This is a genomic window from Streptomyces sp. PTL18, assembly GCF_059510295.1.
The window spans coordinates 16,372-28,680 of the sequence record NZ_JCAJZO010000018.1; the positions used below are offsets into that span (position 1 = coordinate 16,372).

Annotated in this window: 8 protein-coding genes; 7 read left to right on the forward strand and 1 reads right to left on the reverse strand. The window is 72.0% G+C overall.

The annotated features are described in order from the left end of the window. Window position 1 precedes the first annotated feature (1 nt). On the reverse strand, window positions 2-2,614 hold the full coding sequence (locus tag AC5WS8_RS27715; protein WP_496106215.1) for an ATP-dependent Clp protease ATP-binding subunit: 2,613 nt from the start codon (window positions 2,612-2,614) through the stop codon (window positions 2-4). Window positions 2,615-2,996: 382 nt separating this feature from the next. On the opposite strand from AC5WS8_RS27715, the gene AC5WS8_RS27720 reads away from it, so the two are divergent. The 7 genes from AC5WS8_RS27720 (at window position 2,997) to AC5WS8_RS27750 (ending at window position 12,194) form a co-directional block, all read left to right on the forward strand. Continuing rightward, a complete protein-coding gene (locus AC5WS8_RS27720) occupies window positions 2,997-4,610 on the forward strand; it encodes a hypothetical protein (RefSeq protein ID WP_496106216.1) in 1,614 nt (537 codons plus the stop codon). A gap of 185 nt (window positions 4,611-4,795) precedes the next feature. Next, window positions 4,796-5,638, forward strand: coding sequence for a nitrilase-related carbon-nitrogen hydrolase (locus AC5WS8_RS27725; RefSeq protein WP_496106217.1), 843 nt, complete (start codon window positions 4,796-4,798; stop codon window positions 5,636-5,638). Next, a complete protein-coding gene (locus tag AC5WS8_RS27730; protein ID WP_496106218.1) occupies window positions 5,635-6,918 on the forward strand; it encodes an aspartate aminotransferase family protein in 1,284 nt (427 codons plus the stop codon). The genes AC5WS8_RS27725 and AC5WS8_RS27730 overlap by 4 nt, the downstream gene beginning before the upstream one ends. A gap of 67 nt (window positions 6,919-6,985) precedes the next feature. Further along, the gene (locus AC5WS8_RS27735; protein ID WP_496106219.1) at window positions 6,986-8,548 is read left to right on the forward strand and encodes a PucR family transcriptional regulator; all 1,563 of its coding nucleotides are present in this window, start codon (window positions 6,986-6,988) and stop codon (window positions 8,546-8,548) included. Between the two features lie 147 nt (window positions 8,549-8,695). Continuing rightward, window positions 8,696-9,538: a nitrilase-related carbon-nitrogen hydrolase gene (locus tag AC5WS8_RS27740; protein ID WP_496106220.1), complete on the forward strand. Its 843-nt coding sequence runs from the start codon at window positions 8,696-8,698 to the stop codon at window positions 9,536-9,538. A gap of 172 nt (window positions 9,539-9,710) precedes the next feature. Further along, entirely contained in the window at window positions 9,711-11,159 is a 1,449-nt protein-coding gene (hydA, locus tag AC5WS8_RS27745; protein ID WP_496106221.1) for a dihydropyrimidinase, read from the forward strand. Window positions 11,160-11,171: 12 nt separating this feature from the next. After that, window positions 11,172-12,194 carry a TIGR03842 family LLM class F420-dependent oxidoreductase gene (locus AC5WS8_RS27750; protein WP_496106222.1) on the forward strand — a complete coding sequence of 341 codons (1,023 nt, stop codon included), beginning with the start codon at window positions 11,172-11,174 and terminating at the stop codon, window positions 12,192-12,194. The last annotated feature ends 115 nt before the right edge of the window (window positions 12,195-12,309 follow it).

A 12,309-nucleotide genomic window follows, 5' to 3' on the forward strand; every position in this document is an offset into this window, starting at 1 on the left:
TTCACCGGGATGCGGTCCCGCCCCCCGGGGCGCGGGCCGCACCGCCGCCCGGTTCCCGGTCGGCGGAAGCCCTCGCCGAGGCGCGCGGCCGTGGATGGAACGCCAGTTGGCCGTTCTCGACGTCGACCTCGATCCGGCTGCCGCGTTCGATCCGGCCGTCCAGGAGCAGCCGGGAGAGCCGGTTGTCCAGCTCGCGCTGGATCGTGCGGCGCAGCGGGCGCGCGCCGTACTCCGGCTGGTAGCCTCGCTGCGCCAGCCACTGAACGGCCCGCTCGCTGAACGTCACGTCGATGTCCTGCGCCTCGAGCCGACGCCGGGTCCTGTCGAGCAACAGGTCGGTGATACGCCGTAGTTGTTCGGCCGTCAGCTGGCGGAAGACGACGATCTCGTCGATGCGGTTGAGGAACTCCGGCCGGAAGTGCTCGCGCAGCGGGCGCAGGATCTGTTCGCGCCGTGCCTCCTCGTCCGCCTCGGCGCCACCCGCACCGAACCCGATGCCCGCACCCCGCCGGGTGATGGCCTCCGAGCCCAGGTTGCTCGTCATCACGATGACCGTGTTGGCGAAGTCCACCGTCCGGCCCTGGGAGTCGGTCAGCCGGCCGTCGTCGAGGACCTGCAGCAGGATGTTGAAGACGTCCGGGTGCGCCTTCTCCACCTCGTCGAGCAGCAGCAGCGAGTACGGGTGCCGCCGTACCACCTCGGTGAGCTGCCCGGCCTCCTCGTGGCCCACGTAACCGGGCGGTGCGCCCACCAGTCGGCTGACGGTGTGCCGCTCCTGATACTCGCTCATGTCGAGCCGGACCATGCGCTCCTCGCTGCCGAACAGCGCCTCCGCGAGTGCCCGGGCCAGCTCCGTCTTGCCGACACCGGTCGGGCCGAGGAACAGGAAGCTGCCGATCGGCCGGTCCGGGCTGGCGAGCCCGGCCCGCGAGCGCAGCACCGCGTCGGCGACCACGGCCACCGCCTCGTCCTGCCCGACGACCCGCTGGTGCAGGTGCTCCTCCAGGCCGAGCAGCCGTTCCTTCTCCTCCTCGGTGAGCCGGCTCACCGGGACGCCGGTCTGCCGCGACACCACCTCGGCGATGGCCTCGGTGGTGACCTGCAGGTGCTGCCCCTCGTCGGCCTCGGGTTCGCCGCTCGCCTCACCGATCCGCTGCTTCAGCTCGGTGATGCGGTCACGCAGCCGCGTGGCCTGCTCGTACTGCTCGTCGGCCACCGCCTGGTCCTTGTCGCGTGTGAGCCGCTCGACCTCGCGCTCCAGGGCCCGCACATCCGTGCCCTTCGTCTTGGCGCGCAGCCGGACCCGGGCACCGGCCTGGTCGATCAGGTCGATCGCCTTGTCCGGCAGATGCCGGTCGGTGAGATACCGGTCGGACAGCTCCACCGCCGCCACCAGCGCCTCGTCGGTGTAGCGGACCTGGTGGTGGGCCTCGTAGCGGTCGCGCAATCCGCGCAGGATCTCGATGGCGTCGGCGGCGGACGGTTCGGGCACCAGGATCGGCTGGAACCGGCGGGCCAGCGCCGCGTCCTTCTCGATCCTGCGGTACTCCTCCAGCGTGGTGGCGCCCACCACGTGCAGCTCCCCGCGGGCCAGGGCCGGCTTGAGGATGTTGCCCGCGTCCATCGAGCCGCCTTCCGTTCCGCCGCCACCGGCGCCGACCACGGTGTGCAGCTCGTCGATGAAGACGATCAACTCGTCCGAGTGCGTGCGGATCTCGCCGACGATGTTGTTCAGCCGCTCCTCGAAGTCGCCCCGGTACCGGGTGCCGGCCACCACACCGGTCAGATCCAGGGCGATGACCCGGCGGCTGAGCAGGACGTCGGGCACGTCGCCGTCCGCGATGCGCTGCGCGAGCCCCTCCACGATGGCCGTCTTGCCGACGCCCGCGTCACCGATGAGCACCGGGTTGTTCTTGCCGCGGCGGGAGAGCACCTCGATGGTCTGCTCGATCTCCTCCTCCCGCCCGATCACCGGGTCGATACGGCCCTGCCGCGCGAGGTCGGTGAGATCGCGGCCGTACTTGTCCAGGGTCGGCGTCGAGGTGGGGCGCGGCCGTTCGGGGCGCTGCGCCGCGTGGTCCGCCGCCTCCGGGGGCAGGGGAGAGGGGGTGACGCGGTGGGAGTGGAGGATGTGCCCGGCGGCCGAGTCCGGATTCGCGGCGAGCGCGCTGAGCACATGCTCGGGGCCGATGTAGCCGGTGCCGCTGGCCCGGGCCAGTTCGTGCGCGTCCAGCAGGGCGCGCTTGACGGCGGGCGTCAGGGAGAGCGAGGTGGGCGGCGGCGGCGCGTCGCCCGAGCCCTGCTGGGCCGGGCCGGAGCGTTCGTCGATCTCCGAGGCCAGCGAGTCGGGGTCCGCCCCGGCGCGGCTGAGCAGACTCCGGGTCGGTTCGGTGGCGAGCGCGGCGCGCAGCAGGTGCTGGGTGTCCAGATCGCGGCTGCCGTGCTCGGCGGCGTAGCGCGCGGCGCCGGCGACCAGTTGCCGGGCCGGCTCGCTCAGCAGCCGTCCGAGATCGATCTGCCGGGGACCGGGACGCTGTCCACCGAAGATGCGTGCGAAGAACTCTGCGAAGGGGTCCGAGCCGTAGCCCTGCGGACCCGTGAATCCGCTGGTCATGGCCTTCCGTTCCGCTGATGTACATGCCGGTCCGTCGCGGGTGCCCTGGGTTGTCCGGTTTACACCTGACGTGGGTGTGCCGGGCCGCGCTTAGAACACCATCCCACGATCGTTGTGCAGGGGCATGTCCAGAGTGCGGCGGGGAACGTGAGCCGCCTGCGGTCGGCCGGCTCGCGGTCGCGTGCCGCCGGCCGGCGCCCGCGCGGCGGAGTCGTACGCGGCCCTCGAGCGCGGCGCCCCTGGAGCCGGCGGGGCGCGCACAGGGTGCGGATGCCTCCGCGGAGCGCACTGCGCCCGCTCCGAAAACCGCCTGTAGCCCTTTCGTAACACGGCTGGTGTTTTCTACCGGATCGGAGTACTCCACTCGGGCGGGAGCTGAGCGATGGCGGTGGGTCGACTCCCGCAAGCGGTGCGGGAGTTCGCGAGCTACCTGAACGGGCTGCTGGCGCGGCTCGACCAGGGCGGCGGTTGGTGCGGAGTCTTCTGGCAGCGTGACCCCGACGGAATGCGGGCCTGCCTGGACGGCCGGGAGGTGCCGCCCTGGGACGTCGTGGAGGCGCTGTTGCAGGACCTCGCCGCCGCGTTCGGGCCGGCGGCCACCGCGCGGGAGGCCGAGCGGGCGCGGACGCTGCACGGTGCCTCGCTCACCGCGTACGACGCCCGGCCGGGGGCCCGGGAGGCGCTCGGGGACCGGCTCGACGTGATGCTGCGCGAGAAGCGCTTCGCGGCGGAGCGCAAGGCGGACCTGGAACGCCGGCTGGAGTCGGCCGCCACCCGCGAGGAGGCCGCCTCGCTCCACCTCGACCTGACCTGGGCCCGGGACGACCACCACCGCGCCACGGCCCGCTGCGCGGAGCTGCGTCGCCGTATGGAGGCCCTCGACCACCGCGCCCTGCCCGCCCGCGGCACGCGGCCCTCCGGGGCGGCAGGGGCGCGGAAGGTGTTCCGGCTGGAGGAGGAGACGGCCACGGAACACCGCCCGCTGGGGGACCCGGGCGGCAGGGCAGCACCGGCACCCTCGGACGCCCGCGCGGAGAGCCGGTGGGCCGGGGCGGCCCGGACGCGCCGGGACGAGGCGCCGCAGGGCCCGGACGCGGCGTCCGAACGCCCGCACGACGGCCCCCGGGGCCCGCACGCGGGACCGGCCCACGACGTTTCCGCTCCCGACCCGCCGGGCGGCCCGTCCGAGGACTCCGCCACCGTCCCGTCCGGGGACTCCGCCACCGGCGAGTCGGGCCCGGACCCCGTCGCCGTGGAGGCCCCCGCCGAGCAGCGCTCCAAGCGCCGCCCGCGCGGCAGTGCCCGTTTCGCCGGAGTGATGGACGCGCCGGAGCCGCCCGCGAGTGCCGTCGCGCCCATGGCCGTACCCGCGCAGGGACGCCGGGGTCTCAGGGGCGCCCGGTTCGCCGGGGCCGCCGGTGCCGCGACACCCGAGACCCACCAGCCGCGCACCAGGCACCTCGACGAAGCCGACCGGCAGCTCGCCGCCGACACCGCCGCCGCGCTCGTCCGGCTGCGCGCCGAGGGCCGCAGCGGCGAGGCGCACGCGCTGCTCGTCGAGGCCGCCCATTGGCCCGCCGCCCGCTACCCCCTGCTCGCCGCCGAACTGCACCGCGCGGGCCTCACCGCCGACTGGACCACCCTGTTGTGGGAGGCCGCCTCGCTGCCCGCCGACCGCCTCGTCGCCGCCGCGGACGCCCTCACCGAGGCCGGACGCGGGGCGGACGGCGAGGAGATGCTGCGGCAGGGCGTCGCCCGGCCCGCGAAGGAGATCGGCGAGGCCGTCCTCGGACTCCACGCCGACGGCCGGCACCGCGAGGTCGGCGCGCTCCTCGACGCGTACGTACGCGTCCGCACCCCCGAGGAGGCCGCCCGCAGTGTCGCCGCCGACCCCCAACTGCTCGTACCGTTGCTCCTGGAGGCCGCACGGGGTGCCTCCGCCGAGCGTCACTGGGACCTCGTCCACGCTCTGAGGGTCGCCGGATTCACCGCCTGACCGGCCCGCCGACAATCCGACCACTCACCCGCGGGGGTGCGAAACATGATCGATACCGCGGGTTGACGACGATGGTCTTGGCAAGGTCGCCGCGGAGGCTTACGTTCGAGCCTCTACAGCCTGGCTCTACGGGCGTAGAGGCTCTCTGACGTCCCTCGCGGACCATCAGGCAAAGGAGCGGCACCATGGCCCACGTCGTACGCGCCGCACTGGTCCAGGCGACCTGGACCGGTGACACCGAATCCATGATCGCCAAGCATGTGGAGCACGCCCGTCGGGCCGCCCGGCAGGGCGCGAACGTCATCGGCTTCCAGGAGGTCTTCAACGCCCCCTACTTCTGCCAGGTCCAGGAGCCCGAGCACTACCGCTGGGCCGAGCCGGTGCCCGACGGGCCGACGGTGCGCCGTGTGCAGGACCTCGCCCGCGAGACCGGCATGGTGGTCGTGGCCCCCGTCTTCGAGGTCGAGCAGTCCGGCTTCTATTACAACACCGCAGCCGTGATCGACGCGGACGGCACCTACCTCGGCAAGTACCGCAAGCACCACATCCCCCAGGTCAAGGGCTTCTGGGAGAAGTACTACTTCAAACCCGGCAACCTCGGCTGGCCCGTCTTCGACACCGCCGTCGGCAGGGTCGGCGTCTACATCTGCTACGACCGCCACTTCCCGGAGGGCTGGCGGCAGCTCGGTCTGAACGGCGCCCAGCTCGTCTACAACCCGTCCGCGACCCACCGCGGCCTGTCCTCCCACCTCTGGCAGCTCGAACAGCCCGCGGCGGCCGTCGCCAACGAGTACTTCGTCGCCGCGATCAACCGCGTGGGCCGCGAGGAGTACGGCGACAACGACTTCTACGGGACGAGCTACTTCGTCGATCCCCGTGGGCAGTTCGTGGGGGAGGTCGCGAGTGACAAGGAGGAGGAGCTCGTCGTGCGCGACCTCGACTTCGACCTCATCGAAGAAGTGCGGCAGCAGTGGGCGTTCTACCGCGACCGCCGCCCCGACGCGTACGAAGGACTGGTGACGCCGTGAGTGACCTGTACGACCGCCACAGGGCCGTCCTGCCCGAGTGGCTGGCCCTCTACTACAAGGACCCCCTGGAGATCACCCACGGCGAGGGCCGTCACGTCTGGGACGCCGACGGGAAGAAGTACCTGGACTTCTTCGGCGGCATCCTGACCACGATGACCGCGCACGCCCTGCCCGAGGTGACCAAGGCGGTGAGCGAGCAGGCCGGGCGGATCATCCACTCGTCCACGCTCTACCTCAACCGGCCCATGGTCGAACTCGCCGAGCGCGTCGCCCAGCTCAGCGGCATCCCGGACGCCCGCGTCTTCTTCACCACTTCCGGCACGGAGGCCAACGACGCCGCGCTGCTGCTGGCGACGACGTACCGGCGCAGCAACCAGATCCTCGCGATGCGCAACAGCTACCACGGCCGCTCGTTCAGCGCGATCGGCATCACCGGAAACCGCGGCTGGTCCCCGACCTCCCTCTCCCCGCTCCAGACCCTCTACGTCCACGGCGGCGTCCGCACCCGCGGCCCGTTCGCGCACCTGGGCGACGCCGAGTTCATCGCGGCCTGCGTCGAGGACCTGAAGGACCTTCTCGGCCACATCCGCCCGCCCGCCGCCCTGATCGCCGAGCCGATCCAGGGCGTCGGCGGCTTCACCTCGCCACCCGACGGGCTGTACGCGGCGTTCCGTGACGTGCTCCAGGAGCACGGCATCCTGTGGATCGCGGACGAGGTGCAGACCGGCTGGGGCCGCACCGGCGACCACTTCTGGGGCTGGCAGGCGCACGGCCGGAGCGGCCCTCCGGACATCCTCACCTTCGCCAAGGGCATCGGCAACGGCATGTCCATCGGCGGGGTCGTGGCCCGCGCCGAGATCATGAACTGCCTCGACGCCAACTCGATCTCGACGTTCGGCGGCACGCAGATCACCATGGCCGCCGGACTCGCCAACCTCACGTACCTGCTGGAGCACGACCTCCAGGGCAACGCCCGGCGCGTCGGCGGACTGCTCATCGAGCGGCTGCGCGGCGTCGCCGCCCAGCTGCCCCACGTACGGGAGGTACGCGGGCGCGGCCTGATGATCGGCGTCGAGCTGGTGCGGCCCGGCACCGACCAGGCCGACCCGGACGCGGCGGCCGCCGTGCTGGAGGCGGCCCGTGAGGGCGGCCTGCTGATCGGCAAGGGCGGCGGGCACAACACCAGCGTGCTGCGCGTGGCCCCGCCGCTCTCGCTCACCGTCGCGGAGGCCGGAGAGGGCGCCGCGATCCTCGAGCAGGCCCTGAGGAGCGTGCACTGATGGCCCGTCCCCTCGACAGCGCCCTCACGAGGTCTCTCCCGTAGGACCGGAGCAAGGGAACACAGCCATGCCCACCGCCTTGGAACCCGCCCTGTCGGTACGCCGGGTCCTCGCCCTGGACCGGGTGCTCGCCGGCGAGCCCGAGGTGGTGGCCGGCGCCGGGTACCTGGACCGGCCGGTGCGCTGGGTGCACGTCGCCGAGGCGCCCGACGTCGGCGTGATGCTCAGCGGCGGCGAGATGGTCCTCACCACCGGGGTGCTGCTCGCCGGCGACCTGGAGAAGCAGGCCGAGTACGTCCGGTCCCTGCACCGCGCGGAGGCCGCGGCCGTCGTCCTCGGACTCGGCCGCGCCTTCCCGGCGCCCCCGGAGGTGATGCGCCGGGCCGCCGAACGCTGCGGGCTGCCCATGGTGGTGCTGCACCGGCCCTTCCCGTTCGCCGAACTGACCGAGGAGGTCCAGTCCCGGCTGGTGCGGCGCAAGTTCGCGGCGGTGAGCCTGTCGGAGTCCGTCCGCACGGCCCTGACCGGGCTCATCACCGCCGGCGCCCCGCTGCAGCGGCTGCTCGACGAGGTCGCCGTGCACGCCGGCTGTCCCGTCGTCCTCACCAACCTCGCGCACCGCGTGCTTGCCACGGCGGGGGAGCGGCCCGCGGTCGACGACGTGCTGCGCGACTGGGAACGCATCGCCCGGCAGGCCGGCGGCAGCGAGGGCGACGGCTGGGTCCGCGCCGAACTCGGCGGACAAGGCGAGCGCTGGGGCCGGATCGTGCTGTGCGGTTACCGCGGGGACAGCCCCATCGGGCGCCTGCTCGCCGAACGCGCCGCCGAGGCCCTCGTCCTGCACCGGATGCTCCACGGCTCGGTGCACACCTGGGAGGAGCAGTCCGCCCAGAGCCTGCTCACCGACCTCGTCTCCGGGGCCGTCCCGCCCGGCCGGTTGCTGCCCCGGGCCCGGGCGGCCGGCCTGCCGGTCAACCGCCGTACCTTCGTGCCCCTCGTCGTACGCGACGGCGATCCCGCCCAACTCGACCGCGTTCTGCGGCTGCTGGGTCTGCCCGGACTCGTGGCCGAGCTGGTCGAGGGGGTCACCGCCGTACTGCTCAGCCTCGCCCGCGACCAGGACGCGGAGGCGCTGACCGCGCACTTCGCCACCCGGCTGCACACGGAGTCCCCGGAGGTGCGCGGATCGGCCGTCGCAGCCGCCGCCCCGCGCACCGCCTGGGAGGACGTGCCCGCCGGGCTGCGCGAGGCCCAGCACGTCGCGGACGCCGTGGCCGGCCACTCCGCGGCGCAGGACCTCCCGGCCGTCGTACGCCTCAGGGACGTCCATCTGCGCGGCCTGATCCGGCTGCTGCGCGACGACCCGGACGTGCAGGCCTTCGCCGAGCGGGAGCTGGACGGGCTGCTGTGCGGGCGCGACGCCGAGCAGGAGCTGCTGCCGGTGCTGCGCACCTACCTGGCCACCGGCCGCAACAAGTCCCGCACCGCCCAGCTCCACCACGTCAGCCGACCGGCCCTCTACCGCAGGCTGGAGGCCATCCAGGCCCGCCTCGGAGTCGACCTCGACGACTTCGAACAGGCCGCCTCGGTGCACATCGCGCTGCTCGCGCATGACGCCCAACAAGGGTGAAGGCCATGGAAGAGCGCGGGAAACAGACGTGTACGGGCAGGTGTGACACGGTGCAACGCCGGACGCCCGCAGACGTGACACGGTGCAACTCAAACCGCATCCCCGGACTTCCTAGCCTTGCCGCACACCGAGCGACCGGAGGTCCCGATGAGCAGAGTGATCCGTGCCGCCGTCTTCCAGACCGCCTGGACGGGCGACAAGGAATCGATGATCCAGGTCCACGAGCAGGCGGCCCGCGACGCCGCCGCGCAGGGGGCCCAGGTCCTGTGCTTCCAGGAGCTGTTCTACGGGCCGTACTTCTGCCAGGTCCAGGACCCCGCGTTCTACGAGTACGCCGAGCGGATCCCGGACGGCCCGATCGTCAAGCGCTTCCAGGCCCTCGCCGAGGAGCTGGGAATCGTCCTCGTCCTGCCGATGTACGAGGAGGAGCAGCCCGGCGTCCTGTACAACACCGCCGCGGTGATCGACGCGGACGGCTCCTACCTCGGCAAGTACCGCAAGACCCACATCCCGCAGGTGAGGGGCTTCTGGGAGAAGTTCTACTTCCGCCCCGGCAACTCCGGCTGGCCCGTCTTCGACACCGCCGTCGGCAGGGTCGGCGTCTACATCTGCTACGACCGCCACTTCCCGGAGGGCTGGCGGGCCCTCGGTCTCGCGGGCGCCGAGATCGTGTTCAACCCGTCGGCCACCTCACGCGGCCTGTCCGGCTACCTGTGGCAGCTGGAGCAGCCGGCGGCGGCCGTGGCCAACGAGTACTTCGTGGGCGCGATCAACCGGGTGGGCGTCGAGGAGTACGGCGACAACGACTTCTACGGGACCTCGTACTTCGTGGACCCGGAGGCGCAGTTCGTCGGCGAGGTGGCGAGCGACAAGGAGACCGAGCTGGTCGTCCGCGACCTGGACCTCGCGAAGCTGCGGGAGGTCCGCGACCGCTGGCAGTTCTACCGGGACAGGGCCCCGGGCGCCTACGGCCCGCTGACCACGCCGTAACGGGCGGAGGCACCCGCGCCCCGCAAGGGGCGCGGGGCCGTGCCCGACATGCGGCTACCGCCGCGATGGGGGTCCCCTGTTCGAGCGAAGCCGAGAACTTGGGAGCGACCAGCCGCACACAACCCGCACTGCCCGATCGCATCCCAGTGGAGCACTACGCAGGAGAGGGAGCATGAGCAGCCGCAGCCGTACCGTCATCCGCGGTGGCCTCGTCATCACCGCGTCCGACGAGATCCACGCCGACGTCCTGATCGAGGACGGCCGCATCGCCGCCCTCGCCGCGTCCGGCACCCCGGTCGCCGAGGCCTTCACGGCCGAGCTCAGCGAGACCGGGGCACCCCCGCCCGAAGGATGGGGGAGGATCATCGACGCCACCGGCAAGTACGTGATCCCGGGCGGTGTCGACGCGCACACCCACATGGAGCTGCCGTTCGGCGGCACCTTCGCCTCCGACACCTTCGAGACCGGCACCCGGGCCGCCGCCTGGGGAGGCACCACCACCGTCATCGACTTCGCGGTGCAGAGCGTGGGCCACTCGCTGCGCGAGGGCCTGGACGCCTGGCACGCCAAGGCCGAGGGCAACTGCGCCGTCGACTACGGCTTCCACATGATCGTCTCCGATGTGAACCAGGAGACGCTCAAGGAGATGGATCTCCTGGTCGAGGAAGGCGTGACCTCGTTCAAGCAGTTCATGGCCTACCCCGGGGTCTTCTACTCCGACGACGGCCAGATCCTGCGCGCCATGCAGCGCTCCGCCGAGAACGGCGGCCTGATCATGATGCACGCCGAGAACGGCATCGCGATCGACGTACTCGTGGAACAGGCCCTCGCCCGCGGCGAGACCGACCCTCGCTACCACGGAGAGGTCCGCAAGGCCCTGCTCGAGGCCGAGGCCACCCACCGCGCCATCAAGCTGGCCCAGGTCGCGGGAGCCCCGCTGTACGTGGTGCACGTCTCGGCGATGGAGGCGGTCGCCGAGCTGGCCAGGGCACGCGACGAGGGGCTCAACGTCTTCGGCGAGACCTGTCCGCAGTACCTGTTCCTGTCCACCGACAACCTCGCCGAACCCGGTTTCGAGGGCGCGAAGTACGTGTGCAGCACGCCTCTTCGCCCCAAGGAACACCAGGCCAAGCTGTGGCAGGGGCTGCGCACCAACGACCTCCAGGTGGTCTCCACCGACCACTGCCCCTTCTGTTTCGCGGGCCAGAAGGAGCTGGGCCGGGGCGACTTCTCCAAGATCCCCAACGGTCTGCCGGGCGTCGAGAACCGCATGGACCTGCTCCACCAGGCCGTCGTCGACGGGCACATCTCGCGCCGCCGCTGGATCGAGATCGCCTGCGCCACCCCGGCTCGCATGTTCGGCCTCTACCCGAAGAAGGGCACCATCGCCCCCGGCGCCGACGCCGACGTCGTCATCTACGACCCGCACGCCGAGCAGGTCATGTCGGCCCGGACGCACCACATGAACGTGGACTACTCGGCGTACGAGGGCAAGCGCACCACCGGCCGGGTCGAGACGGTCCTCTCGCGCGGCGAACCCGTCATCAGCGAGCGGGAGTTCACCGGACGCGCGGGACACGGCGTCTACACCCCCCGCTCCACCTGTCAGTACCTCACCTAGGAGTGGCGCCCCATGGACTTCGGACTCGTCCTGCAGACCGACCCGCCGGCCTCGCGGGTCGTCAGCCTGATGAAGAGAGCGGAGCGCAACGGCTTCCGCTACGGCTGGACCTTCGACTCGGCCGTGCTGTGGCAGGAACCGTTCGTGATCTACAGCCAGATCCTCGCGAACACCCGGAAGCTGACGGTCGGCCCGATGGTCACGAACCCCGGCACCCGCACCTGGGAGGTCACGGCCTCCACGTTCGCCACCCTCAACGACATGTTCGGCAACCGCACCGTCTGCGGCATCGGCCGCGGCGACTCGGCGATGCGCGTGGCGGGCCGCAAGCCCAACACGCTGGCCCGCATCAGCGAGGCCATGAAGGTCATCCGGGCGCTGGGCAGCGGCCAGGAGGCCGACCTCGGCGGCGGCACGGTCGTCAAGTTCCCCTGGATCAAGCCGGGGGCCCGGCTGCCCGTGTGGATGGCGGCGTACGGTCCCAAGGCGCTGAAGATGACCGGAGAGGAGGCCGACGGGTTCATCCTCCAGCTCGCCGACCTGTATCTGACCGAGTACATGGTCAAGGCGGTGAAGGACGCGGCCGTGGCCGCCGGGCGCGACCCGTCCGAGGTGACGATCTGCGTCGCCGCCCCCGCCTACGTCACCGAGGACGACTCGCCCGAGGCGCTGGCGCACGCCCGTGAGCAGTGCCGCTGGTTCGGTGGCATGGTCGGCAACCACGTCGCCGACCTGGTCGCCAAGTACGGCGAGCACTCCTCCGCCGTCCCCGAGGAGCTGACCGAGTACATCAAGGCCCGTCAGAGTTACGACTACGCCCACCACGGGCGCAGCGGAAACCCCGACACCCAGTTCGTGCCCGACGAGATCGTCGACCGGTTCTGCCTCGTCGGCCCGGCCGAGAAGCACATCGAGAAACTGAAGGCACTGCGCGAGCTGGGCGTCGACCAGTTCGCCGTGTACGACATGCACGACGCTCAGGAAGCCGTCATCGACGCGTACGGGAGCCAGGTCATCCCGGCCGTCAACGGCTGAACCGCCACCGGGCCCCGGACCCTTCCCTCTCCCCGCTCGTCCCCTTCCCGCTCTCCCGGGAAGGGGACCCAGGACGCTCCGGTCGCACCGTCCACCGGGCGCACCCCCCCATCGG

Excerpts from the sequence above, each read along its gene's own strand:
- AC5WS8_RS27715 (WP_496106215.1), bottom strand. The coding sequence starts at position 2,614 with ATGACCAGCGGATTCACGGGTCCGCAGGGCTACGGCTCGGACCCCTTC.
- AC5WS8_RS27720 (WP_496106216.1), top strand. The coding sequence starts at position 2,997 with ATGGCGGTGGGTCGACTCCCGCAAGCGGTGCGGGAGTTCGCGAGCTAC.
- AC5WS8_RS27725 (WP_496106217.1), top strand. The coding sequence starts at position 4,796 with ATGGCCCACGTCGTACGCGCCGCACTGGTCCAGGCGACCTGGACCGGT.
- AC5WS8_RS27735 (WP_496106219.1), top strand. The coding sequence starts at position 6,986 with ATGCCCACCGCCTTGGAACCCGCCCTGTCGGTACGCCGGGTCCTCGCC.
- AC5WS8_RS27740 (WP_496106220.1), top strand. The coding sequence starts at position 8,696 with ATGAGCAGAGTGATCCGTGCCGCCGTCTTCCAGACCGCCTGGACGGGC.
- hydA (WP_496106221.1), top strand. The coding sequence starts at position 9,711 with ATGAGCAGCCGCAGCCGTACCGTCATCCGCGGTGGCCTCGTCATCACC.
- AC5WS8_RS27750 (WP_496106222.1), top strand. The coding sequence starts at position 11,172 with ATGGACTTCGGACTCGTCCTGCAGACCGACCCGCCGGCCTCGCGGGTC.